The 24,903-nt window shown below is 72.2% G+C and carries 20 protein-coding genes and 2 tRNA genes; 19 read left to right on the top strand and 3 right to left on the bottom strand.

Annotated features, from left to right (window positions below; translation table 11 throughout):
* Positions 1 to 10 precede the first annotated feature (10 nt).
* The 8 genes from recF to C4U44_RS13455 all read left to right on the top strand — a co-directional run bounded on the left by recF (position 11) and on the right by C4U44_RS13455 (position 9,409).
* The gene (gene recF / locus C4U44_RS13490; RefSeq protein WP_103886001.1) at positions 11 to 1,174 is read left to right on the top strand and encodes a DNA replication/repair protein RecF; all 1,164 of its coding nucleotides are present in this window, start codon (positions 11 to 13) and stop codon (positions 1,172 to 1,174) included.
* Positions 1,171 to 1,773, top strand: coding sequence for a DUF721 domain-containing protein (locus C4U44_RS13485; RefSeq protein ID WP_235032052.1), 603 nt, complete (start codon positions 1,171 to 1,173; stop codon positions 1,771 to 1,773). Before recF ends, C4U44_RS13485 begins: the two co-directional genes overlap by 4 nt.
* Before the next feature lie 301 nt (positions 1,774 to 2,074).
* A complete protein-coding gene (gyrB, locus tag C4U44_RS13480) occupies positions 2,075 to 4,075 on the top strand; it encodes a DNA topoisomerase (ATP-hydrolyzing) subunit B (RefSeq protein ID WP_103886000.1) in 2,001 nt (666 codons plus the stop codon).
* A gap of 44 nt (positions 4,076 to 4,119) precedes the next feature.
* Positions 4,120 to 6,774 carry a DNA gyrase subunit A gene (gene gyrA, locus C4U44_RS13475; protein ID WP_103885999.1) on the top strand — a complete coding sequence of 885 codons (2,655 nt, stop codon included), beginning with the start codon at positions 4,120 to 4,122 and terminating at the stop codon, positions 6,772 to 6,774.
* A 15-nt stretch (positions 6,775 to 6,789) separates the two neighbouring features.
* On the top strand, positions 6,790 to 7,467 hold the full coding sequence (locus C4U44_RS13470; RefSeq protein WP_200823256.1) for a DUF3566 domain-containing protein: 678 nt from the start codon (positions 6,790 to 6,792) through the stop codon (positions 7,465 to 7,467).
* A 48-nt stretch (positions 7,468 to 7,515) separates the two neighbouring features.
* Positions 7,516 to 7,589 (top strand) — tRNA-Ile (locus C4U44_RS13465).
* A 250-nt stretch (positions 7,590 to 7,839) separates the two neighbouring features.
* Complete coding sequence (locus C4U44_RS42445; RefSeq protein WP_235032051.1) at positions 7,840 to 7,980, top strand: DLW-39 family protein; 141 nt, start codon at positions 7,840 to 7,842, stop codon at positions 7,978 to 7,980.
* Positions 7,981 to 8,122: 142 nt separating this feature from the next.
* Positions 8,123 to 9,409: a hypothetical protein gene (locus C4U44_RS13455; protein ID WP_103885997.1), complete on the top strand. Its 1,287-nt coding sequence runs from the start codon at positions 8,123 to 8,125 to the stop codon at positions 9,407 to 9,409.
* Between the two features lie 79 nt (positions 9,410 to 9,488).
* Here the strand turns inward: C4U44_RS13455 and C4U44_RS13450 are convergent, their stop codons facing one another.
* Positions 9,489 to 10,886: a serine/threonine-protein kinase gene (locus C4U44_RS13450; RefSeq protein WP_103885996.1), complete on the bottom strand. Its 1,398-nt coding sequence runs from the start codon at positions 10,884 to 10,886 to the stop codon at positions 9,489 to 9,491.
* 158 nt (positions 10,887 to 11,044) lie between these two features.
* On the opposite strand from C4U44_RS13450, the gene C4U44_RS13445 reads away from it, so the two are divergent.
* From C4U44_RS13445 to C4U44_RS13430, 4 genes are all read left to right on the top strand, one after another.
* Positions 11,045 to 11,117: transfer RNA gene (locus tag C4U44_RS13445), tRNA-Ala, on the top strand.
* A gap of 356 nt (positions 11,118 to 11,473) precedes the next feature.
* Complete coding sequence (locus C4U44_RS41115) at positions 11,474 to 12,124, top strand: hypothetical protein (RefSeq protein WP_146088264.1); 651 nt, start codon at positions 11,474 to 11,476, stop codon at positions 12,122 to 12,124.
* 86 nt (positions 12,125 to 12,210) lie between these two features.
* Positions 12,211 to 15,753, top strand: coding sequence for an AfsR/SARP family transcriptional regulator (locus C4U44_RS41515; RefSeq protein WP_235032087.1), 3,543 nt, complete (start codon positions 12,211 to 12,213; stop codon positions 15,751 to 15,753).
* A 168-nt stretch (positions 15,754 to 15,921) separates the two neighbouring features.
* Complete coding sequence (locus tag C4U44_RS13430) at positions 15,922 to 17,601, top strand: MFS transporter (RefSeq protein ID WP_103885995.1); 1,680 nt, start codon at positions 15,922 to 15,924, stop codon at positions 17,599 to 17,601.
* A 93-nt stretch (positions 17,602 to 17,694) separates the two neighbouring features.
* Here the strand turns inward: C4U44_RS13430 and C4U44_RS13425 are convergent, their stop codons facing one another.
* Positions 17,695 to 18,498 (bottom strand): DUF5324 family protein, encoded by an 804-nt coding sequence (locus C4U44_RS13425; protein ID WP_103885994.1) that lies wholly within the window; start codon positions 18,496 to 18,498, stop codon positions 17,695 to 17,697.
* A 223-nt stretch (positions 18,499 to 18,721) separates the two neighbouring features.
* On the opposite strand from C4U44_RS13425, the gene C4U44_RS13420 reads away from it, so the two are divergent.
* Both C4U44_RS13420 and C4U44_RS13415 read left to right on the top strand, forming a co-directional pair.
* A complete protein-coding gene (locus C4U44_RS13420; protein WP_103885993.1) occupies positions 18,722 to 19,255 on the top strand; it encodes a peptidylprolyl isomerase in 534 nt (177 codons plus the stop codon).
* A gap of 130 nt (positions 19,256 to 19,385) precedes the next feature.
* Positions 19,386 to 20,264 carry a rhomboid family intramembrane serine protease gene (locus tag C4U44_RS13415; RefSeq protein ID WP_103885992.1) on the top strand — a complete coding sequence of 293 codons (879 nt, stop codon included), beginning with the start codon at positions 19,386 to 19,388 and terminating at the stop codon, positions 20,262 to 20,264.
* A gap of 291 nt (positions 20,265 to 20,555) precedes the next feature.
* Here the strand turns inward: C4U44_RS13415 and crgA are convergent, their stop codons facing one another.
* A complete protein-coding gene (crgA, locus tag C4U44_RS13410; RefSeq protein ID WP_103885991.1) occupies positions 20,556 to 20,810 on the bottom strand; it encodes a cell division protein CrgA in 255 nt (84 codons plus the stop codon).
* A 141-nt stretch (positions 20,811 to 20,951) separates the two neighbouring features.
* Between crgA and C4U44_RS13405 the strand changes: the two genes are divergently transcribed.
* The 5 genes from C4U44_RS13405 to C4U44_RS13385 all read left to right on the top strand — a co-directional run bounded on the left by C4U44_RS13405 (position 20,952) and on the right by C4U44_RS13385 (position 24,815).
* Positions 20,952 to 21,734 (top strand): DUF881 domain-containing protein, encoded by a 783-nt coding sequence (locus tag C4U44_RS13405; RefSeq protein ID WP_200823237.1) that lies wholly within the window; start codon positions 20,952 to 20,954, stop codon positions 21,732 to 21,734.
* Between the two features lie 130 nt (positions 21,735 to 21,864).
* Positions 21,865 to 22,062: a hypothetical protein gene (locus tag C4U44_RS13400; RefSeq protein WP_103885989.1), complete on the top strand. Its 198-nt coding sequence runs from the start codon at positions 21,865 to 21,867 to the stop codon at positions 22,060 to 22,062.
* Positions 22,059 to 22,715 carry an aminodeoxychorismate/anthranilate synthase component II gene (locus tag C4U44_RS13395; RefSeq protein WP_103885988.1) on the top strand — a complete coding sequence of 219 codons (657 nt, stop codon included), beginning with the start codon at positions 22,059 to 22,061 and terminating at the stop codon, positions 22,713 to 22,715. The genes C4U44_RS13400 and C4U44_RS13395 overlap by 4 nt, the downstream gene beginning before the upstream one ends.
* Entirely contained in the window at positions 22,712 to 24,076 is a 1,365-nt protein-coding gene (locus C4U44_RS13390; RefSeq protein WP_322973609.1) for a class E sortase, read from the top strand. Before C4U44_RS13395 ends, C4U44_RS13390 begins: the two co-directional genes overlap by 4 nt.
* On the top strand, positions 24,069 to 24,815 hold the full coding sequence (locus C4U44_RS13385; RefSeq protein WP_103885987.1) for a class E sortase: 747 nt from the start codon (positions 24,069 to 24,071) through the stop codon (positions 24,813 to 24,815). The genes C4U44_RS13390 and C4U44_RS13385 overlap by 8 nt, the downstream gene beginning before the upstream one ends.
* The last annotated feature ends 88 nt before the right edge of the window (positions 24,816 to 24,903 follow it).

Here is a 24,903-nt window from a genome sequence, read left to right as displayed (position 1 = left end):
ACAGCACGAGATGCACGTAGCGCACCTTTCGCTTGCCGACTTCCGCTCCTACGCCCGGGCCGAGGTCCCCCTCGACCCGGGCGTCACGGTTTTCGTCGGGCCCAACGGGCACGGCAAGACCAACCTGGTCGAGGCGGTCGGCTACCTGGCCACCCTCGGCAGCCACCGGGTCGCCTCGGACGCGCCGCTGGTACGCCTCGGCGCGGAGCGCTCGGTGGTGCGCGCCCAGGTGGTGCACGGCGACCGGCAGCAGCTGGTCGAGCTGGAGATCAACCCGGGCAGGGCCAACCGCGCCCGGATCAACCGCTCCTCGCAGGTCCGCCCGCGGGACGTGCTGGGCATCCTGCGCAGCGTGCTGTTCGCACCGGAGGACCTCGCCCTGGTCAAGGGCGACCCCGGCGAGCGCCGCCGCTTCCTCGACGACCTGGCCACCGCCCGCACGCCGCGCCTGGCCGGGGTGCGCGCGGACTACGAGCGGGTGCTCAAGCAGCGCAACACCCTGCTGAAATCCGCCGCGTTGGCCCGCCGGCACGGCAGCCGGGCGGCCGCGGGCCCCGGCGGCAGGACCGGCGGCGCCGACCTGTCCACCCTCGACGTGTGGGACCAGCACCTGGCTCGTGCCGGCGCCGAACTGCTCGCCCAGCGACTCGACCTGGTCGCCGCGCTCCAGCCGATGGCCGACAAGGCGTACGACCAACTCGCACCCGGCGGCGGCCCGGTGGGCCTCGAGTACCGCGGGTCGATCGGCGACGAGCGGATGGCGGGCGCGACCGGCCGCGAGGATCTGTACGGACGGCTGCTGGAGGCGCTGGGCGAGGCGCGGAAGCAGGAGATCGAGCGCGGCGTGACGCTGGTGGGGCCGCACCGCGATGACCTGGTGCTGAAGCTCGGCCCGCTGCCGGCGAAGGGCTACGCCAGCCACGGCGAATCCTGGTCGTACGCCCTGGCGTTGCGGCTGGCGTCGTACGAACTGCTCTGCTCCGACGGCCGGGAGCCGGTGCTGGTGCTGGACGACGTGTTCGCCGAGCTGGACAGCCGGCGCCGGGAGCGGCTGGCCGAACTCGTCGCGCCCGGCGAGCAGGTGCTCGTCACGGCCGCGGTCGACGACGACGTGCCGGGCGTGCTGGTGGGGACGCGGTTCGCGGTGCAGGACGGGACGGTGGAGCGGGCATGAGCGACCGGGAGCGGGCGCGGCGTGAGGACGCGGGGAGCGGGGCTTTGCCCCGGCAGGACGGCGGGGGTTCGGCGACGGCGGACGGGGCGGCCGGCACACCGGGCGCGTCGGGGGTGGACCTCGCGCGGGTGGCCCTGCGGGCGGCGAAGGAGCAGGCGCGGGCCCGGGGCGCGGCCGCGGTGCAGAAGAAGCAGGCCCGCCGGGGCGGGCTGCGCAGCGGTGCCCGGGCGGACGGCCGCGATCCGCTGCCGCTGGGCGCGGCGATCAACCGGCTGATCACCGAGCGCGGCTGGGAGGCGCCGGCCGCGGTCGGCGGGGTGATGGGCCGCTGGCCGCAGCTCGTGGGTCCCGAGGTCGCGCAGCACTGCGCGCCGGACCGGTACGACGAGGACGAGCGGGTGCTGACCGTCCAGTGCGACTCCACCGCGTGGGCGACGCAACTGCGGCTGCTCGCGCCGACCCTGGTGGCCCGGCTGAACGCCGACCTCGGGCACGGCACGGTGAAGATCATCAAGGTGCTGGCGCCGGCCGGACCGAGCCGTTCCTACGGCCGGCTCCGGGCGCCCGGCAGCCGCGGTCCGGGTGACACGTACGGATGAGCGGGTGGCGCATGGATGCCCCTGCTGAGCGTAGCGAAGGGTTGACAGCCGGAAGCCCTGGACGCCGCCGTGAGCGGTTTTGGCACCTGGTCCGCGTGTAGGGAGTCGGGCGAGCCGGGGTTCGGTCGGCACATGGGAACTCAGGTACCGGCAAAGCCCCACTCATGTCGGCGCTACCGGTAGACTGATACGAGACCGCCCTCCCCTGGCAGTCCGGCGAGTCCGGCAGGGGTACCCCAGCGGAACCGTCGAACCAGAGTCAGAACATCGCAGCCGATCCCACCGCGGTGGGATCAGGCTCGTGCTGTGCCAGAAAGGGCGCTTCGTGGCCGATTCCGGCAACCCCAACGAGAAGTCCAACAAGTCCTACGACGCCAGTGCGATCACCGTGCTGGAAGGGCTCGAGGCGGTGCGCAAGCGCCCCGGCATGTACATCGGCTCGACCGGTGAGCGAGGACTGCACCACCTCGTGCAGGAGGTGGTCGACAACTCGGTCGACGAGGCGATGGCCGGCCACGCGGACACCATCGACGTCACGATCCTCGCCGACGGCGGCGTGCGCGTGGTGGACAACGGCCGTGGCATCCCGGTCGGTGTGGTCCCCTCGGAGGGCAAGCCGGCCGTCGAGGTCGTACTGACCGTGCTGCACGCCGGCGGCAAGTTCGGCGGCGGCGGCTACGCCGTCTCCGGTGGTCTGCACGGCGTCGGCGTCTCCGTGGTCAACGCGCTGTCGACGCGCGTCGCCGTCGAGGTCCGCACCGACGGGTACCGCTGGACGCAGGACTACAAGCTGGGCGTGCCGACCGCGCCGCTGGCCAAGCACGAGGCGACCGGGGAGACCGGCACCTCGGTCACCTTCTGGGCCGACCCGGACATCTTCGAGACCACCGACTACTCCTTCGAGACGCTCTCGCGGCGCCTGCAGGAGATGGCGTTCCTCAACAAGGGCCTGCGGATCGCGCTGACCGACGAGCGTCCCGACCACGTCGACGAGGAGGGCAAGCCGCTCGCCGCGTCGTACTACTACGAGGGCGGCATCGTCGACTACGTGCGCTACCTCAACTCGCGCAAGGGCGAGATGGTCCACCCCACGGTGATCGACATCGAGGCGGAGGACAAGGAGCGGCTGCTGTCGGTCGAGGTCGCGATGCAGTGGAACACCCAGTACAGCGAGGGTGTCTACAGCTTCGCCAACACCATCCACACCCACGAGGGCGGCACCCACGAGGAGGGCTTCCGCGCGGCGCTGACCGGCCTGGTCAACCGCTACGCGCGGGAGAAGAAGCTGCTGCGTGAGAAGGACGACAACCTCACCGGCGAGGACATCCGCGAGGGCCTGACCGCGATCATCTCGGTCAAGCTCGGCGAGCCGCAGTTCGAGGGCCAGACGAAGACGAAGCTGGGCAACACCGAGGCGAAGACGTACGTCCAGAAGGTCGTGCACGAGCACCTCACCGACTGGCTGGACCGCAATCCGAACGAGGCCACGGACATCATCCGCAAGTCGATCCAGGCGGCCACCGCCCGGGTCGCGGCCCGCAAGGCGCGGGACCTCACCCGCCGCAAGGGGCTGCTGGAGTCCGCGTCGCTGCCCGGCAAGCTCAGCGACTGCCAGTCGAACGACCCGACCAAGTGCGAGATCTTCATCGTCGAGGGTGACTCGGCCGGCGGCTCGGCCAAGTCCGGCCGCAACCCGCAGTACCAGGCGATCCTCCCGATCCGCGGCAAGATCCTCAACGTGGAGAAGGCCAGGATCGACAAGATCCTGCAGAACCAGGAGATCCAGGCGCTGATCTCGGCCTTCGGCACCGGTGTGCACGAGGACTTCGACATCGACAAGCTCCGCTATCACAAGATCATCCTCATGGCGGACGCCGACGTCGACGGCCAGCACATCAACACGCTGCTGCTGACCTTCCTCTTCCGCTTCATGCGGCCGCTGGTGGAGGCCGGGCACGTGTACCTCTCCCGCCCGCCGCTGTTCAAGGTGAAGTGGGGCCGGGACGACTGGGAGTACGCCTACTCCGACCGCGAGCGCGACGCGCTGGTGGAACTGGGCAAGCAGAGCGGCAAGCGGATCCGCGAGGACTCGATCCAGCGCTTCAAGGGCCTCGGCGAGATGAACGCCGAGGAGCTGCGCGTCACCACCATGGACATCGACCACCGCGTGCTCGGCAAGGTGACCCTGGACGACGCGGCGCAGGCCGACGACCTGTTCTCGGTCCTGATGGGCGAGGACGTGGAGGCGCGCCGCACCTTCATCCAGCGCAACGCCAAGGACGTCCGGTTCCTGGACATCTGAGTCGGCCCCGACTTCCGGCCGTGTGAAAGGACTATCAGACAGCGATGGCCGACGAGACCCCCAACACCCCTCCCGTGCCCGATCTCCCCGCGTCCGAGATGGACGAGCGGAACGAATCCGGCGGGCTGCGCATCGAGCCCGTCGGGCTCGAGACGGAGATGCAGCGCAGCTACCTCGACTACGCGATGTCCGTCATCGTCTCGCGCGCCCTGCCGGACGTGCGTGACGGCCTCAAGCCGGTGCACCGCCGGGTGCTCTACGCGATGTACGACGGCGGCTACCGGCCCGAGAAGGGCTTCTACAAGTGTGCCCGCGTCGTCGGCGACGTGATGGGCACCTACCACCCGCACGGCGACTCCTCGATCTACGACGCGCTGGTCCGCCTCGCGCAGCCATGGTCGATGCGGATGCCGCTGGTGGACTCCAACGGCAACTTCGGCTCCCCGGGCAACGACCCGGCCGCCGCCATGCGGTACACCGAGTGCAAGATGGCGCCGCTGGCCATGGAGATGGTCCGGGACATCGACGAGGAGACCGTCGATTTCACGGACAACTACGACGGCCGCAACCAGGAGCCGACGGTCCTGCCGGCGCGCTTCCCGAACCTGCTGATCAACGGCTCGGCCGGCATCGCGGTCGGTATGGCCACCAACATCCCGCCGCACAACCTGCGGGAGGTCGCCGACGGCGCCCAGTGGTTCCTGGCCAACCCGGAGGCGAGCTCCGAGGAGCTGCTCGACGCCCTGATCGAGCGGATCAAGGGCCCGGACTTCCCGACCGGCGCCCTGGTGGTGGGCCGCCGGGGCATCGAGGAGGCCTACCGCACCGGCCGCGGCTCGATCACCATGCGCGCGGTCGTCGAGGTCGAGGAGATCCAGAACCGCCAGTGCCTGGTCGTCACCGAGCTGCCGTACCAGACCAACCCGGACAACCTCGCGCAGAAGATCGCCGACCTGGTGAAGGACGGCAAGATCGGCGGCATCGCGGACGTCCGCGACGAGACCTCGTCGCGAACCGGCCAGCGCCTGGTGATCGTGCTCAAGCGCGACGCCGTCGCCAAGGTGGTCCTGAACAACCTCTACAAGCACACCGACCTCCAGTCGAACTTCGGCGCCAACATGCTGGCGCTGGTCGACGGGGTGCCGCGCACGCTGTCGCTGGACGCGTTCATCCGCAACTGGGTGAACCACCAGGTCGAGGTCATCGTGCGGCGCACCCGCTTCCGGCTGCGCAAGGCCGAGGAGCGCGCCCACATCCTGCGCGGTCTGCTCAAGGCGCTGGACGCGATCGACGAGGTCATCGCGCTGATCCGGCGCAGCGACACCGTCGAGATCGCGCGCGAGGGCCTGATGGGCCTGCTGACGATCGACGAGATCCAGGCGAACGCGATCCTGGAGATGCAGCTGCGCCGGCTGGCCGCCCTGGAGCGGCAGAAGATCATCGCCGAGCACGACGAGCTGCAGGCGAAGATCAACGAGTACAACGCGATCCTGGCCTCCCCCGAGCGGCAGCGGCAGATCATCAGCGAGGAGCTCCAGGCGATCGTCGACAAGTTCGGCGACGACCGGCGCAGCAAGCTGGTGCCCTTCGACGGCGACATGTCCATCGAGGACCTGATCGCCGAGGAGGACATCGTCGTCACGATCACCCGCGGCGGCTACGTCAAGCGCACCAAGACCGAGGACTACCGCTCGCAGAAGCGCGGCGGCAAGGGCGTGCGCGGGACCAAGCTGAAGCAGGACGACATCGTCGACCACTTCTTTGTCACAACCACGCACCAATGGCTGCTGTTCTTCACGAACAAGGGACGGGTCTACCGCGCCAAGGCGTACGAGCTCCCGGACGCCGGACGCGACGCCCGCGGCCAGCACGTGGCCAACCTGCTGGCCTTCCAGCCGGACGAGCGGATCGCCGAGATCCTGGCCATCAAGGACTACGAAGCGGCGCCGTACCTGGTGCTCGCCACCAAGTCCGGCCTGGTGAAGAAGACCGCGCTGAAGGACTACGACTCCCCGCGGTCCGGCGGCGTGATCGCGATCAACCTGCGGGACGCGGCAGCGGCGGAAGAGGGCGGCGCGGCGGAGTCCGACGAGCTGATCGGCGCCGAGCTGGTCTCCGCCGAGGACGACTTGTTGCTGGTCAGCCGTAAGGCGCAGTGCATCCGCTTCACCGCGACGGACGATGCGCTGCGGCCGATGGGGCGGGCCACGTCGGGCGTCAAGGGCATGAGTTTCCGCGAGGGTGACGAACTTCTCTCCATGAATGTCGTCCGGCCCGGTACGTTCGTGTTCACCGCCACCGATGGCGGGTACGCCAAGCGCACACGGGTCGACGAGTACCGGGTGCAGGGGCGCGGCGGACTCGGCATCAAGGCGGCGAAGATCGTGGAGGACCGCGGCTCGCTGGTCGGTGCGCTGGTGGTCGAGGAGACCGATGAGATCCTTGCCATCACCCTGAGCGGCGGTGTGATCCGGACACGGGTCAACGAGGTCAGGGAGACCGGTCGTGACACCATGGGCGTTCAGCTCATCAACCTCGGCAAGCGGGACGCGGTCGTCGGTATCGCGCGAAACGCCGAAGCAGAGGATGATCCGGACGACGCGGAGTTGGACGGCGCGGAGCAGGACGACACGAGCACGACAGGGCATGACACTGCGGCCCCGGGCGCCACGCCCGCGGCCGGTGAACCGGAGGAGTAAGCCGTGAGTGGAGCCATGGGCGCCGCGGGCGGGTCCGGAAGGCCGGGCGGTGCGCACGGCGCCGGCAGGACGGGCGGCGCCCATGGTTCGGCCGGGGGGGCCGGCGCAGGAGGGGCCGGCCCGGCCGGCCCGGCGGACCAGCAGGGTCCGCAGGAGGGGGGATACACCGTGACCGACACCCGTCAGTCACCGCACCAGCCGCCGGCCGCCTACGCGCCGCCGCAGCCCCCGGGTGCTCCGCCCGGGATGTCCATGTCCAAGGGCTCGGCCGCGGCGGCAGGCGTCCGCAGACCGAGGCCCGCGGCCCGGACGGTGCCGCGCACCCGCAAGGCGCGGCTGCGGGTGGCCAAGGCCGATCCGTGGTCGGTGATGAAGGTGAGCTTCCTGCTCTCCATCGCGCTGGGGATCTGCACGATCATCGCTGTCGCCGTGCTGTGGATGGTGCTCGACACCATCGGCGTCTTCAGCACCGTGGGCTCCACGATCAACGACGCGACCTCGACCGAGGGCGGCAAGGGCGGCTTCGATCTGGTCAGCTTCCTGTCGCTGTCCCGGGTCATGCTGTTCACCACGGTGATCGCGGTCATCGACGTGGTGCTCGCCACCGCGCTGGCCACGCTGGGCGCCTTCATCTACAACCTCTCGTCGGGCTTCGTGGGCGGCATCGAGCTGACGCTCGCCGAGGACGAGTAACCGATTTTGGGGCACGGCCCCTGGTGCGCTAATCTTTCGGTGCAGCGCGGGGCTATAGCTCAGACGGTTAGAGCGCTTCCCTGATAAGGAAGAGGCCCCAGGTTCAAGTCCTGGTAGCCCCACTCGCAGCGAAGGCGGCTCGGTCCTGACGGACCGGGTCGCCTTCGTCGTTTCCGCCGTTCCCCGGTCCGTCGTTTCCGGCGGCGGGCGCTTCCCCCGCTGCGGCCGCTTCCGCTCCGCGGCTCGGGCCGGCTGTCGCGGAGCGTGACTCTCTACCCGTTTTCGGTGCCAGATAACCGTTCGGTATCGGCCGCTGTGTATAGTCGGGCGAGTCAGAAGCTCGTCTCACGCTAGAAGGAGGAGGGTCAGGCGATGAAGAAGATTCTCCTGATCGCCCTGGCCGCCGTCGCCGGGCTGTTCGTGTACCGGCAGATTCAGGCGGACCGCGCCGAGCAGGACCTGTGGACGGAAGCCACTGACACGGTCCCGGGTGGTTCCAGCTCGAACGTGTGAGACTCCGGTAGCAGGACGCCGCGAGGCGTGGGGGCGGTCTCAGGGCCCCGGTCGCAGGTGCGACCGGGGCCTTCGCCGTCCCCGCGGGCTTCGGTACCGTGCGGTGGCATCGCGCTCTGATCGGTGGGGACAGGAGCAGGGGATGAAGCGCACGACGTTCACGGCGGCCGCGGCCTTACTGCTGCTGGCCGCGTGCCAGGGCCCGGCGTTCGCGGACGGAGGCGCGGCCCCGGCCCCGACCGCCCCGGCCACCTGGCAGCCGCGCGGCAGCGTGCTCGGCGGTGCGGCGACCACCGCCGACGCCCCCGCGATGAAGGCCGGCACCACCTACCGGGACACCATCAGGCCGGGCCAGACCCGGATGTACGGGATCGCCCTGGACGCGAAGTCGTCCGCGTACGCCTCGGCGTTCGCACTGCCGCCGCCCGGTGCGAAGGTGACCTACGACGACGGCATCGAGCTGAAGCTGGTCAGCGCCGACGGCACGGAGTGCGACAGTCGCGAGGAGCACTTCGACGACGACGGGGACGCCCGGCCGGTCGGCACCGCGGTGGAGCGCACCATCGGCGACGAGGACGACTCCTGCCAGGGTGCGAACCAGTACACCCTCCAGGTGCACCGGACCTCCGACGCCGGCTCCGACCAGGCCGTCTGGCCGCTGGAGCTGCGCTACGTGCTCGAACCGCCGCTGAGGTCCGGCACGGTGCCGCCGCCCGCTCCCCCCTTCGCCAGCGCCTCTCCCACCCCGCTGCTCACCGGCGGCACCCGGCGGGCGGCGGGCGGCACGTCCTTCGAGACCGCGGCGGCGATCAGGACCGGCATCTGGAAGGACCGGCTGCTGCCGGGCGAGACCCGCTTCTACAAGGTCCCGGTGGACTGGGGCCAGCAGGCCACGGTCTTCGCGGACTTCTCCAGCGCGCGCCAGATCGGCAGCGGCCTCGACTTCGTCGGTGCCGGCGTGCGGCTGACGGCCTACAGCCCGGTCCGGCAGTACGTCGACGGCGCCGACGGCGACTACTCGGGCTCGCCCACCTCCCTCGCCGAGCAGTTGCCGCCGGCGTCCTATGCGAACCGCTCCTCGGACGACGACACGGTGCAGCGGGTGCGGTACGCGGGGTGGTACTACTTCGCGGTGTCCGTGCACCCGGACGTCGCCAAGCAGGTCGGCGGCGCGGTGCCGGTCACGCTGCGAGTCCAGGTCAAGGGCGCCGCGCAGCCCGCTCCGGCGTACGCGGGGAACCCGGCGGCCGCCGGGATCGGCGTCACCGCGCACGACGTGGCGGCGGCCGACGGCACCGCGACCGGCGGCGGATCGTCCTCCTCGGCGCTGCGCGCGGTGGCGTACGGGGCATTCGGGGTGGGGACGCTGCTGCTGCTCGTCCTGGCGGCGTGGTTCGCCGCGGCACGGCGGCGGCCGGTGCGGGGCTGAGCCCGGCGAACCGGGGCGTCACGCACGGGAGTACGGGCGCGCGGCCCGGCCCGGGGTCGACCCGTGTCCGGACGCGGGATCAGGACGCGAGGAGGGCCGCGACGCCGACCGCGAAGCACAGCAGCGCGAGCGCCAGCATCGGGATCGCCACTTTGGCGGGTGGGCCCGGACGGGTCCGGCGCGCGGGGACCCCGGTGGAGGCGGTGTCCGCGGAGGACGGCGAGGCGCCGTTCAGGGCGGCGGACACGGGCGCGGGGAGCGGAAGTGCCGGGCTGTCCGGGCGGGTCGGGGCGTGGGTGGGGGGCTCCTCCGGCAGGGGAGATGCCGCGGGAGCCGTCCCCGGGGCCGGGGAGGGAACCGCGGGGGCGGCGTGGCGGGGCCGGCGCTCGCCGCGCGGGTGTGGCGACTGCGGGGCGGGCGGCGATTCCGGAGCCGCTGCTGAGGCGGTCCGCCGCGGGTCCTGGGTCGACGGGTGGGCGGCCGCCGGATGCGGGAAGGACGGCGGGCCCGGAAGCTGGGCGGACGACGCCGCGGCGGACTCCGCGGGCGGGCCCGACAGGTCGATGGTCACCGGGTTCGAGGGCACCCGGTCCGCTACGGCGGGCCCCTCCGGCCCGAAGCCCGGCGGCAGCGGCCCGATCTGGTCGTGGACCTCCACCGGCTCCTCGCCCGGCGCCGCCTCGGGCAGCAGCTCCATCGCGGCGGCCAGCGCCTTGCGCGCACCGGTCGCCGTCCGGAACCGCGCGTACGGGTCCGGCTGGAGCAGGGTGCCGACCACCTGCCACAGCGGACCGGGCACCCCCATCGGGGCCGGGGGCATGCCCATCTCCAGGAAGCGATCCTGCACGGCCTGCGCGTCGGGTTTCCGGCCGCCCAGCAGATACAGCGCGACCAGGCCGGTCGCGTACAGGTCCGCGGCGAAGTCGGGCTCGGCGCCGACCAGTTGCTCCGGGGCGAAGTAGCCGGGCGTTCCGACCACGTAGTTGGTCTCGGTCAGCCGGGCGTCGCCCTTGCGCATGGCGATCCCGAAGTCCGAGAGCCGTACGTGCGGGGTGCGCGTGCCGGTCGCCTCCAGCAGGACGTTGGCGGGCTTGATGTCCCGGTGTACGACGCCCTCGGCGTGCACCGCGGTCAGCCCGGCCAGCAACTGGTCGAGCAGGACGCACACCAGGCGCGGCGGGAGGGGGCCGTAGTCGCCGACCAGGTTCGACAGCGAGCCGCCGCGGACCAGGTCCATGGTGAACAGCACCTTGTCGTCGTCCGCGGCCCAACTGGCGGGGGCGAGCACGTGCGGGTGGTCGATGCGCATCGCCTGCTCCCGCACGAAGCGCAGCAGCGCGTGGGCGTCGCTCTGCTGCAGCACCTTCGCGGCCACGTACCGGCGCCTGCGCCGGTCCCACGCCCGCCACACCGCCCCGACCCCGCCGTGCCCGATCGGGTCCACCAGCTCGTACCGACCCGCGAAGACCTCGCCCATGGCCTGCCGTCCGCCCCCTCAGCCACCCGATCCCGTCAGACCCGAACTCTGCCAGTCCCCGTACCCGGGCGCGAGGGTGTCATGGCCACCCCACCCCGGACCCGCCCCTCAACCCGTTTCGGCTCGACCCCCCGAAACGGGTACGCTGTCTGCGACACGGGGCCTTAGCTCAGTTGGTAGAGCGCTGCCTTTGCAAGGCAGATGTCAGGAGTTCGAATCTCCTAGGCTCCACAGATGTTCATGAAGGCCGCCGGCCCCCTCACCCGCTCCGGGTGAGGGGGCCGCTGCCGTTCGACACGTCCACGGCACACGTCGGGCGCCGGCGGTCGGCTCCCCGCTCCCGTCGGACGCCGCGGTGGGACGGCCGGCGACCGCTGGAGCGGTGGGGTGGGCGCCGCATGGGGGAGGCATGCGGCGGCGAAGGGGCTCGAGATGGCAACGCCCCGCCGTGACGGGGGACATCGGCGGGGCCGCTGCCCTCGAGGGTGGAGCCACCATGCACCCTTGCACCGGTCGACGGCCATACGCAGATTGGCGCAGGGTCGGGAGTGCGTCGGGGACCCGCGGGGGGTGGGAGGCTGGGCGGCGTGGCGGTGCTGGATGTGGTGGTGGAGAGCGCGGGGGCCGTGGGTGCGGCGCCCTGGTCGGTGGCCGAGGTGCCCGCGTTCGGGTGGGTGGTGGTGTCCGGGCGGATGACGCCGGCCGGGGTCGGGACGGTGCTGGCGACCATGGCGGTGTACGCGGGGCTGCTCGGGGACGAGGAGGGCGCGCCGGTCGACGCCCGCGAGGTGGTGGCCGGGTTGGTGGCGGCGGAGAAGATCATCGCGCCGGGTGGGCTGCGGGCCCGGGACGAGCGGACCGGGGCCGTGGTGGTGCCGGGGTGCTGCGCGGGGCTGGAGGACTGGCGGGAGTGGTCCGGTCTCGCCGGCGGGGACGACGGGCCGTGGCTCGGGCACGATCCGGCGCCGTGGTTCGAGCGGGACGGCGGGCTGCTCCGGTTGTGGCCGGACGGACCCCTGACGCGGGCGGCGCCGACCCGGTCGCCGAACGGGCCGCCGGTGGACTTCGTGGTCACCGAGCTGTCCGGGTTGCTATGCGGGGTGCGGGAGGATCTGGCCGGGTTCCTCGACCGGACCGCGGAGTGGGCCGCCCGGAACGCGCCGGGGCTCGCGGCGTCGCTGGTCGCCAAGCTCGACGCCGACCTGCGTGTCGGGGGTGCGGACCCGGATCAGGGCTGAGCCGGCCCGCACCACCGGGTCCGCCCGCCGGTGCTGATCGTGCCTGGGCGGCGGGTTGCGGGTGCGACACAATCGGCTGTGTGGTGATGTTCGGAATTCTGGGGGCGACGCGGGTCGTCGGTGCGGACGGCGCCGACGTCGCGTTGGGCGGGCCGCGGCGGCGGGCGGTGCTGGCGCTGCTCGCGCTGGACGCCGGGCGCGTGGTCGGGGTGGACCGGCTGATCGGGGGTCTGTACGGGCCGGAGGTGCCGGCCGGGGCGGCGAACGCGGTGCAGTCGCAGATCTCGCGGCTGCGGCAGGTGCTGCCGGTCGCCGTGGAGGGGCACCCGGCGGGGTACCGGCTCGCCGTGGAGCCGGATCAGGTCGACGCGCACCGGTTCGAGCGGCTGGCGGTCCGCGGCCGGGAGGCGCTGGCGGCCGGGCGGAGCGAGTCGGCGGCCGGGTGGCTGCGCGAGGCGCTCGGCCTGTGGCGGGGCCCCGCGCTGGCGGACGTGGGGGACGCGCCTTTCGCGGTGGCGCAGGCGGTGCGGTGGGAGGAACTGAGGCTCGCGGCGGTCGAGGACCGGGTCGAGGCGGACCTGGCGCTGGGGCGGAACCGCGAGACGGTCGCGGAACTGGGGGAGTTGGTCGCCCTGCATCCGCTCCGGGAACGGTTGCGCGGGCAGTTGATGCGGGCGCTGTACGGCAGCGGGCGGCAGTCCGAGGCCCTGGCGGCTTACGACGCGGCGCGGCGGGAGCTGGCCGAGTCGCTGGGGGCCGATCCGGGACGGGAGTTGGCCGCGGTCCACCTCGCCGTGCTGCGCGGCGACCCCTCGCTGATCCCGGCACCCGCGCCGGCACACGCATCGGCACCGGTCATGGCCCCTGCCACCGCGCCCGACGTCCTGCCGCGAGCAACGGAACCCCCGACCTCCCCCGCTGTGACGTCCGGCGACGCACCCCACCGGACAACCCCGGATGTTCCACGTGAAACATCGTCGGACGCTCATGTTCCACGTGGAACATCGCTCCCGCCTGCGCGCGAACTTCCCGTGCACCTCACCAGCTTCGTCGGCCGCGAGGCGGAAATCGGCGCGATCGGGGAGCAGTTGGCGCAGCGGCGGCTGATCACCCTGATCGGACCCGGCGGCGCGGGCAAGACCAGGCTCGCCCTGGAGGTGGCCGGACGACACCCGGACGATGCGGCGTTCGTGGAGCTGGCGGCTCTGGACGACGGTGCCGCGGTGCCGCAGACCGTGCTCCGCGCGCTCGGGCTGCGGGAAGGCGGGCTGCTGCCCGCGGGGGGCCCGGGCGCCGCGACCAGCTCGGCAGCCGGCACCGGAAGCGGCAGCACCACCGGCGGCGGTACGGGCGGCGGCACCGGACTCGACCCGATGGCCCGGATCGCCGCCGCGCTGGCCGACCGCCCGCTGCTGCTCGTCCTCGACAACTGCGAGCACGTGGTCGCCGAGGCCGCGTATCTCGCCGAGCAGTTGCTCGGCGCGCTGCCGCTGCTGCGCATCCTCGCGACCAGCCGAGAGGCGCTCGGCATCAACGGTGAGGCGCTGTGCCCGGTACCCACCCTGCCGTTGCCGGCGCCCGGCGCCGACCGCTCCCTGGTGCTCGCCTCCCCCGCCGTCCGCCTCTTCGTGGAGAGGGCCGCGGCCGTCCGCCCGGACTTCGACCCGACCACCGATCCGGCCACCCTGGACGCCGTGTTGCGGCTGTGCGCCGTACTCGACGGCCTCCCGTTGGCGATCGAGTTGGCCGCGGCCCGGGTGCGTTCCTTGTCGGTCCCCGAGATCGCCGCCCGGCTCGGCGCGCTGCCGGCGGTCGACGCCGACGAGGTGCCGTACAGCCTCGCGGTGCGGCCGGACGCGCTCTTCCGGCTGCTGTCCCGCGGCAGCCGCACCGCCCAGCCGCGCCAGCGCACCCTGCGCGGGGTGGTCGACTGGAGCTGGGAGTTGCTGCCGGCGGACGAGCGGGCGGTGCTGCGCCGCGCCTCGGTCTTCGCCGGAGGATGGACGCTGGCCGCGGCGGAAGCGGTCTGCGCGGACCCGCCGGGCACGGCGGGCCATGGGGGGACGCCCGTCGCCGGGGCACCTCGCATCGGGCCCGACGACGTCCTCGACCTGGTCGCCGCGCTTGTCGAGAAGTCCCTGGTGGTGGCCCAGCAGCCGGACGCGGCGGGCCGGGTCCGCTACCGGATGCTGGAGTCGATCCGCGCCTACGGCGCCGAGCGGCTGGTCGAGGCCGGAGAGGCCGACAGCACGCAGCACGCCCACATCACCTACTTCCTGGAGTTCGCGCTCGACGCGGATCCGCATCTGCGCCGTGCCGAACAGGTCGCCTGGCTGCGGCTGTTCACCGAGGACCGCGACAACTTCCAGGCCGCGCTGCACCGCAGCGCCGCGGCTGGCGACCTGCCCACCACGATGCGGCTCATCGCGGCCCTCTCGTCGTACTGGCTGCTGCGCGGGCTGCGGTACGAGGGTGCGGCGGCCGCGCGGCAGGTGCTCGGGGCGCTCGGGCCGCATCCGCCCGACGGCATGGACGAGGAGTACGTCCTGTGCGTCATGGCCGTGGTCGGCTCCATCTCCGATGCCGGCCGGTACGTCGAGCACGTGGCGGCCGCCACCCGCATCGTGGACGGGATGAACCGGGTCTCCCGCCGCTTCCCCGTCCTCACCGTGCTGTGGGCGCCGTTCGCGGGGGTGCCGGACGAGAGCGTCGACACCCTGGCCGTGCTGGAGGGCTTCCTCGCCGAGTGGGAGGACCCCTGGTACCGCGCGCTGGGTCACCTCGGTGCCGGCTTCCAGTCCTGGATGTCCTTCGCCGACGCGGTCCCGGCCCAGCACGACTGCACCCGCGCCCTGGAGGGCTTCCGGCAGGTGGGCGACCGCTGGGGCATGATCACCTGCCTCAACGTGCTGGCCGACATCGCCGACTACCGCGGCGAGCTCCAGGAGGCGGTCGCGTTGCTCGGCCGCGCGCTGGAGCTGGCCGAGGAGCTGGACTCCGCCCTCGACATGGCCGACCTGCTCTGCAACCGCGCGGCGTACAGCCGTCGGGCGGAGGAGTACGAGGCGGCGGCCGCCTATTGCGAGCGGGCCGTGGAGCTCTCCCGCCGGGCCGGTTCGCCGGAGTCCCTGGCGCTGGCCCACCTCGGACTGGCCGAGGCCGCCCGGCTGAGCGGCGATCTGGAGGCGGCCCGGTCGCTGTGCGAGCAGGCGCTCGCGGAGTGCCCGAGCGGCTGGTTCTCCAGCGACAGCGCCCGCTCCTCGGTGCTGGTCGCCCTGGGACGGATCGCGGTCGCCGAGGGCGACGCGGCCGGCGCCCAGGAGCACTTCCGGGCCGCGGCGACCAACGGCGGGATGTCCCTGCAGTTCCCGATGACCGCCTCCCTCGCCTCCGAGGCCGCCGCCGCGCTCGCCATGCTGACCGGCGAACCGCGGCGGGCCGCGCTCCTGCTCGGAGCCGCGAAGGCGCTGCGCGGCGGCTCCCTGGACGGACCCGACGCGAGGGCCACACAGCAGGCGGCTCGCACGGCACTGGGCGAGGAACGTTATCGGGAGGCATGGACGAGCACGGCCGAGCTGGACCGGGCGCAGGCCCTGGAGCGGGCGACGGCCTCCATCGTCGGGGAGTGAGCCGCCCCCGGGTGCCACCGCCGCACGGACGCCGCGCACCCGGGGACGTACCGCCCCGACCCCGCACCCCATCCGCCAACACCCCCTGACCTGCCCTGACACCCGGCTGTCAGCGCGCGGTGCGCCGCCGGTCAGCGTGCGGTGCGCCGCGACGCCCACGCTCGGGCCATGACGACGACATCAGCCACCCCGGCGACCATCACCGCGGCCGACCCGCGCCGCTGGGCCGTCCTGGCCATCTGCTGCCTGGCCGCCGCCCTTCTCGGCATCGACAACAGCGTGCTGAACTACGCGCTGCCGAGCCTCTCGGCACAACTCCACCCCTCCTCGACGCAGTTGCTGTGGATCGTGGACGTGTACGGCTTCGTCCTCGGCGGGCTGCTGATCTTCGCGGGCAGCCTGGGCGACCGGATCGGCCGCAAGCGGATCCTGCTGATGGGTGTCGCCGGATTCGGCGTTGCCTCCGCGGTCACCGCCTACGCGACCAGCCCGGAGATGCTGATCGCCGCCCGTGCGCTGCTCGGCGTCGCGGGGGCGACGATCATGCCCTCCACGCTCTCCCTGGTGCGCAACGCCTTCCCCGATCCCCGGGAGCGCACCACCGCGGTCGGTGTCAGCAGCGGCGTCGGAGCGGCCAGTTTCGCGCTCGGCCCGGTCGTCGGCGGGCTGCTGCTCGACCACTTCTGGTGGGGCTCGGTCTTCCTGATCAACGTTCCGCTGATGGCGCTGGTGCTGGTGACGGGCGCGGTCATCCTGCCGGAGTCGAGGAACCAGAACCCGGGGCGGCTCGACTGGACCAGCGTCCCCCTGTCGATCGCCGGCATGCTCGGCATCATCTACGCGATCAAGACCGCGGCCCGTGACGGGGTCGACGAGCCCGCCGTGTGGATCAGCGCGCTGGTCGGCGCGGCCGCGCTGACCGCCTTCCTGCGCCGCCAGGGACGGCTCGCCGAGCCCCTGCTGGACCTCAAGCTCTTCCGCAGCCCGGCTTTCTCAGGCGCCCTGTCCTCGAACGTGGTCACGATGTTCACCTCGTCCACCCTCTCGCTCTCCTGCTCGCTCTACTTCCAGGTGGTGCACGGGTGGTCGCCGCTCATGGCGGGCCTGGCGCTGCTTCCCGGCCCGCTGGCGGCCGGGGTCGGGGCGCCGCTGTCCACCGTGCTCGTCCAGCGCCTCGGGCGGGCACGCACCGTCGCCTTCGGCCTGCTGCTGATGTCGGTGAGCACCGCGGGGTTCGCGTGGGTGACGCCGCACACCACGTACTGGCACCTGCTGCCGATCGTGGTGGTCAACGGGCTCGGTGTGATCTTCACCTTCGCCGTCACCTCCGACACGATGCTGGCGAGCGTGCCCAGGAAGCGGGTCGGCGCGGCGGCGGCGATCTCCGAGACGGGGATGGAGTTGGGCGGCGCGCTCGGCATCGCGATCCTCGGCTCGGTGCTCACCACGCTCTACCGGGACGACCTGCGGCTGCCCGGGCGGCTGAGCGCGGCGGACCGGTCGGCCGCCCGCGAATCGGTGGCAGGCGGCGTGCAGACCGGCGGCCGGCTCGCCGGGGCGACCGGGCAGCACGTGGTGGCCGCCGCCCAGCAGGCGTTCACGGACAGCATGCACACCACCATGCTGGCCGCCGCGGCGGTCATGCTGCTGGGCGCGGTGGCCGCGCTGCGCACCCTCAGGGGCGTGCCCACCGTCCTCGACCCGCACCCCGAGGACATGCTCCCCGCCGACCCCACGGCCGGCGCCGACCCCACTGGCTCCACCGGCTCCACCGGCTCCACCGGCTCCGCCGACCCCGCCTCCCCCGCGGCAGGCCGCGCCGCCACAGGCCGCACCGCGGAGCTCTGAGCCGCACGGCAAGCCGCAGGGTGCGGCCGCCCGGCCACGACGGTCGGGCGGCCGCACCCTGCGGCCTCGGAGGTGGGGTGGCGCGGCCGGGTCCTACTGGTTGCCCCGCTTGCGCTTGCGGTCCGCCTCGTCCTGCTTGGCCCGCACCTCGGCGTCGAGGTCGGAGGCGTCGGCCGAGCCGTCGACCCGGTCGATGGTGGAGGGCTTGGAGCCGTTGACGGAGCCGCCCTCCAGCGGGTCGACCACCGTGAGGGTGGCGCTGCCGTTCATCGACCCCCGGCTGTCCATCTCGGTGGCCTCGGAGGGCTCGACCAGCCACTCCGGGTTGTTCTGCTTGTTCCACCACTTCCAGGCGGCGAACGCGGCGCCGCAGCACACGGCGGCGAGCGCCAGGTCGCGGGCGGTGCGTCCGGCCTTCGCGCGGAACATCTTGCGCCGGACCAGCCGGTCGATGTCGGTGGCGGACACCTGGCCGCGCAGGGCCTGGAGGGCGGCCCCGCCGCGCAGCACGACCTCGTCCTTGGCCGGGACGGCCACGGAACGGGTCGCGGCGACCGCGGTCTCCACCTTCGGCACCGTGTAGTCGGCGGCGGTCTTCGCACCCTCCGCGGTGCGGCGGGCAGCGGTCTCCACGGCGGTCGCGGCCTTCGGCGGCACGGCCGCCCACGCCTGCTCACGGGCCTGGTCGACCCGGGAGGCGAGCCGGGCGTCGTACTGCTGCCTGGCCAGGATGCCCGCCTGGCGCCCGTAGGCACCGGCCTGCCTGCCGTACTGCCTGCCGTAGAGCACGGCGTTCTCCTTGGCCGTGCTCGCGTACGGTGCCGCCACCTCCGCGGCGTGCCGCACGCTGTCCTTCGTCACGTCGGCCGCGTGGCGCACGCTGTCGATGCGGGTCACAGGAACCTCCTCCTCGGTGGTTCGGTGGCGTACGGTTTTCGCCTGTCCACCCGGTTTGAAATCATGCCCGGCCACCTCGGGTACGGCATGTGCGGCAAGCCATACGGGTCAGTGGGCCCCATTCCCGTGGTGCCGCGACGACGGCTTCCGGGGGAGCCGCACGCGGCCGGGCGGACCGTGCGAGGATTTGCCCCTGTCAGCGCAGACTCATGGAAGGTAGAACGTGGCCGAGCAGCTCTACGCCACCTTGCGGACCAACCACGGGGACATCGTGATCCGGCTGCTGCCGAACCACGCCCCGAAGACGGTCGCGAACTTCGTCGGGCTTGCCGAGGGCAGCCGGGAGTGGACCGATCCGCGAACCGGCGAGCCGTCGCACGCGAAGCTCTACGACGGCACCGTCTTCCACCGGGTTCTCTCGGGCTTCATGATCCAGGGCGGTGACCCGCTGGGGAACGGCACCGGCGGCCCCGGCTACGAGTTCGCCGACGAGTTCCACCCCGACCTGGCCTTCGACCGGCCCTACCTGCTGGCGATGGCGAACGCGGGCCCGCACACCAACGGCTCGCAGTTCTTCGTCACCGTGGCCCCCACCACCTGGCTGACCCGCAAGCACACCATCTTCGGCGAGGTCGCCGACGACGCCAGCAAGAAGGTGGTGGACGGCATCGTCGGCACCCCGACCAACCCGCGGACGGACCGCCCGCTGGAGGACGTGGTGCTGGAGACCGTGGTGATCGAGAAGCGGAGCTCGTGAGCTGATCCCGTAGTCTTCGGGAACATCGCGCCCCGCCCGCACGTACAAGTGGGCGGGGCGCACGAGTGCACAGCCGGTCCAGGGTGTGTGCACAGGTGCTGTCATCAGGTGTCGTCAGGGGAGTGGGCTCATGGACCAGGCGGTCTGCTGCTATCGGCATCCGGACCGGGAGACCGGCATCCGGTGCACCCGGTGTGAGCGGCCGATCTGCACGGCGTGCATGGTCAGCGCGTCGGTCGGGTTCCAGTGCCCGCAGTGCGTGGCCCGGGCCAACGACTCCTCGCACCGCGTCACCCAGCCGCGCACGGTCTCCGGCGGCCGGGTCAGCGCGGGCGACCCGTTCCTGGTCACGAAGATCCTCATCGCCGTCAACGTCGCGCTGTGGCTGGTGGAGCTGGCCGTCGGCGGTGGGGGCAACGGCACGGTGGTCGACAAGTACGGGCTGTTCGCCGCCTGCGGGCACGACCCGTTCGGCAACCAGGTGTGCGGTGGCGCCGCCGACGGGGAGTGGTACCGGGTGATCACCTCGGCCTTCCTGCACGAGCGCACCAACCCGCTGCACATCGGCTTCAACATGCTGACGCTGTGGTGGATCGGCGCTCCGCTGGAGCAGCGGATCGGCCGGGCGCACTACATCGCGCTGTACTTCGTCTCCGCGCTCGGGGCGAGCGCCGCCGTGCTGCTGCTCGCGCCGGACACCCTCACCATCGGCGCCTCCGGGGCGATCTTCGGGCTGTTCGGGGCGACCGCGGTCTACATGCGGCGGGCGCGGTACGACATGCGGCCGATCCTGATCCTGCTCGGCCTGAACATCCTGTTCAGTTTCACCTGGAGCGGGGTGAGCTGGCAGGCGCACGTGGGCGGTCTGGTGGCGGGCACCCTGGTGGCCATAGGGATGCTCTACGCCCCGCGGGAGCGGCGGTCGCTGGTGCAGTGGGGGACCACCGCGGCGGTGCTGGTGGCCTCGCTCGCCCTCATGGGAGTCGCTGTGTCGCAGGTCACTTCCTGACCGCTGGCCGGGCCCGTGTCCCTGGCGTTGATCAGACGTTATCCACAGCGGGACGGGACGACCGGGGGCAGCTCACCCCGTTGTGCACAACTGGTGGGAAGGGCTGCGCGGAGGGTCACCAGGCCGCCTGGCGCCCGGTTTCACCTGCAAGATCAACGAAAGACCGGTGGCCGCCGCAGCGACCACCGGTCGTACCGGCGTCAACTCCGTAGAGGTTATCCACAGATCTTCTGACCTTTTCCCCACTGTGGATAACCGTGTGGACAACCGCGCGAGCGCGGGTTCGACGTGCTACTTCCACTGCGTGGAGACGACGAAGCCACCCGCGATGAAGCCGAAGCCGACCACGATGTTCCAGTTGCCGAAGGCGTCCACCGGGAGGTCGCCGCGCGTCACATAGAACAGCACGATCCATGCCAGACCGACGACGAAGAACGCCAGCATCAGCGGCGCGACCCAGCCGCGGTTGCCGAGCTTTATCGCGGTGGCGGTCTTGCTGGGCGGCGGGGTGAAGTCCGCCTTCTTGCGGATCCGTGACTTCGGCACGAGGGAGCTCCTGTCGATGCGCTGCGTGACCGCGCGGGTCTGTGGGGTCAGCCTGGCGGGTGAGGACGGTGGGAGGCACTGCCGCTTCGGGGCGTCCGTTAGCGTAGTGCTTCCTTCGGGTTGTAAGGAGCAGGGTATTTGGTGACCGGAGCCGGTGGCACCTCCCCCACCCCTACATCTCGTGCCGTACCCCGCACCGTAGCGCTGCGGGTACTCAGCGCGGGAGTCTTCGCGCTGGCCGGACTCATCTTCTGGACGAGTTTCGACACCGCGAAGGGCGTCGACATCCGCAGCGACGACCCGCTGCCGAAGCTGTCGGACAACATCCGGGCCAAGAACGCGCAGAACGAGAAGCTGGACCGGCAGGTCGCCGGCGTCCGCTCGGACGTCGACGACCTGGCCCGGCAGGGCGGCGGCCTCAGCCCCGCTGAGCGGGCCCGGATCGACGCCCTCGGCAAGGCGGCCGGTACCGCGCCGCTGACCGGCCAGGCGCTCGACGTCACGCTCGACGACGCCCCGCCGAACGCCACTCCGCTGGTGCCCGGCGTGCCCGACCCGCAGCCGAACGACCTGGTCATCCACCAGCAGGACCTCCAGGCGGTGGTCAACGCGCTGTGGCAGGGCGGCGCCCGGGGCATCCGGGTCATGGACCAGCGGCTGATCGCCACCAGCGCGGTACGCTGCGTCGGCAACACCCTCATCCTCCAGGGCCGGGTGTACTCCCCGCCCTACCGCATCACCGCGATCGGCGACCAGACCGAGCTGCGCAAGGCGCTCGACGCCAGCCCGGCGATCCGCAACTACCTGGAGTACGTGCAGGCGTACGGCCTCGGGTGGAAGGTGGCGTCGAAGGGCCGGACCACGCTGCCGGGCTACACCGGATCGGTGGACCTCCGCTATGCGACACCTGTGGACCATCCGTGAACGCCCCCGCTCAGGGCGGTGCGCGGACACGTGTACGGGGTGATCTCATGCCGAAGCTTTGTCCCGTGGACCCCCCTTGGTCGCCGATCTCCCTTTATCCTGCTGCGGGGACGTGGAAGGAAGGCACCGCATGTACGGCTGGATCTGGCGGCATCTGCCGGGCAACGCGTGGGTGAGGGCGGGGATCTCACTCGTGATGGTGCTCGCGGTCGTCTACATCCTCTTCCAGTACGTGTTCCCGTGGGCGGAGCCGCTGCTGCCGTTCAACAACGTGACCGTCGACAACGGGGCGGCCGCCGCCCATCACGGGGTGGCCGCCGTCCGATGAGCGCACGCATCCTCGTGGTCGACAACTACGACTCCTTCGTCTTCAACCTGGTCCAGTACCTCTACCAACTCGGCGCCGAGTGCGAGGTGCTGCGCAACGACGAGGTGCAACTCTCGCACGCGGGCGACGGATTCGACGGGGTGCTGCTCTCCCCCGGTCCCGGCACCCCCGAAGAGGCCGGGGTGTGCGTGGACATGGTCCGGCACTGCGCGGAAACCGCGGTCCCCGTCTTCGGCGTCTGCCTTGGTGTGCAGTCCATGGCGGTGGCGTACGGCGGCGTGGTGGACCGGGCGCCGGAACTGCTGCACGGGAAGACCTCGCCGGTGGTGCACGAGGGCGCCGGGGTCTTCGCCGGGTTGCCCACGCCCTTCACCGCCACCCGCTACCACTCGCTCGCGGTCGAACGGGACTCGCTCCCCGACGAGTTGCGGGTGACCGCCTGGACGGAGAACGGGATCATCATGGGGCTTCGGCACCGCGACGCCGCCGTCGAGGGCGTGCAGTTCCATCCGGAGTCGGTGCTGACCGAATGGGGGCATCGCATGCTGGCCAACTGGCTCGCCGAGTGCGGGGACCCGGGGGCGGTGGAGCGGTCGCACGGTCTGGCCCCGGTGGTCGGGACGGGTGCGCCGGCCGGGAGGGCCGGGGCGTGACCACGCTCCGACCGGAGCGTCCCGCCGACAGCCCGATGTCCTATGAGGACACCGGGCAGTTCGAGGTTGCGGTCGGACAGCTCGCCGACCCGCTCAACGACCCGCTGCCCGGCCGGTCCCCGGCGGTCGACGAGCGGCCGAACGGCTCGCCCTGGTTCAGCGCGCCCGAGACGGCGCGCAGCGCGCCGCGGGAGATGCCGCCGCAGATGGCGCAGCAGCCGCTCCCCCCGGTGGCACACCAGCCGATGGCAGCCCAGCCGATGGCGCCGCAGCCCATGGCTCACCCGTCCATGGCGCCGCCGCAGCCGATGGCCCCCGCCCCCGCTCCGGCCCCCATCCCCGTTCCGGAACCGGACCGCACCGCACAGCTCCCGCTCGTCGCGGAGCCGGACCTCCCCGCCGATCCCGCGCCCACGGTGGCCACGCCCACCCTGGCGCCGTCGCCCGACGGGTCCGACTCCGCCCCGGGACCGGACCGGCCGGCCGCCGAGACGGCCGCGGCTCCCGTGGACGGCGGTCGCGCCGCCAGGCGCAAGGCCGCGGCCCGCGGTGGCCACCGGGCCCGTGGCCGCAACGCCGCCGCGGCGGCCGGGGCAGCCGGGTCCGGCGCCGCGCAGGAGCCGGCCGTGCCGCTGAGCCGGGTGGAGGCCCGCCGCGCCGCGAAGGCTGCCAAGGACAGCCCCGCGGTCGTGATCAGCCGCGTCGTCGGTGAGCTGTTCATCACCGTCGGCGTCGTGATGCTGCTGTTCGTCACCTACCAGCTGTGGTGGACCAACGTCCGGGCGCACGCCCAGGCCAACAGCGCGTCGAACAACCTCGAGCACCAGTGGGACACCGCCCAGGGCGATCCGAACCGGGCGCCGGGCACCTTCTCCCCCGGCCAGGGCTTCGCGATCATGTACATCCCGAAGCTGGACGTCAAGGCCCCGATCGCCCAGGGCGTCAGCACCACGCAGGTGCTCAACAAGGGCATGATCGGCCACTACGACGGCGCCCCCACCAACACCGCGATGCCGTGGGACAAGACCGGCAACTTCGCGGTCGCCGCCCACCGCAACACCCACGGCGAGCCCTTCCGGTACATCAACCGGCTCGTCCCCGGTGACAAGGTGGTGGTCGAGACGGCCACCACGTACTACACGTACACGATCACCAGCGCGCTGGCGTCCACCCCGCCGAGCAACGTCAGCGTGCTCCAGCCGATACCGCCCGGGTCCGGCTTCACCCAGCCGGGTCGCTACCTGACACTCACCACCTGCACCCCCGAGTTCACCAGCACCAACCGGCTGATCGTCTGGGGCAAGCTCACGGAGGAGCGGGCACGCAGCAAGGGCAAGCCCGACGCCCTCGTCAATGGCTGAGGGCGCCACGACAGAACGGAACAGCGTGACCACCCAGAAGCGCAGCGGGCGGGGCCGTGTCGCGGCGACCATCAGTGTCATCGGCGAGGTCCTCATCACCCTCGGGCTGATCCTCGCGCTGTTCGTCGTCTACTCGCTGTGGTGGACGAACGTCATCGCGGACCGGCACGCGCGGAAAGAGGCCGACAAGGTCCGCAAGGAGTGGTCGCAGTCCTCGCCCGGGGGCAAGAACACCGGGCCGGGCGCGCTGGACACCAAGGACGGCATCGGCTTCCTGCACGTGCCCGCGATGGGCAAGGACTACGAGGTCCTGGTGAAGAAGGGCACCTCCACCAAGGTGCTCAACGAGGGCGTCGCCGGCTACTACACCAAGCCCACCGCGTCGGCGATGCCCTGGGACAGCACCGGCAACTTCACCGTCGCCGCGCACCGCGACGGCCACGGGGCGAAGTTCCACAACATCGACAAGATCCACAAGGGCGACCCGGTCGTCTTCGAGTCCAAGGACACCTGGTACATCTACAAGGTCTACAAGGTCCTCGACCAGACCTCGAAGTACGACGTGGCGGTGACCGACCAGGTCCCCAAGGAGTCCGGCAAGAAGAAGCCGGGCCGCTACATCACGCTCACCACCTGCACGCCCGTCTACACCTCGCTGTACCGCTACGTGGTGTGGGGCCAGCTGGTCCGCACGCAGAAGGTCGACGCGCAGCGCACACCGCCGGCGGAGCTGCGCTAGCGCGACGGTGACCGGCCGGTCACCGGTAGGGGGCTGTATACGACGGAGGGCCCGCAGGCTGCGAAGCCTGCGGGCCCTCCGTCGTGGT

Source organism: Actinacidiphila yanglinensis, from assembly GCF_900107965.1.
GTDB lineage: Bacteria > Actinomycetota > Actinomycetes > Streptomycetales > Streptomycetaceae > Actinacidiphila > Actinacidiphila yanglinensis.
This window is presented reverse-complemented; position numbering and strand designations above follow the sequence as displayed.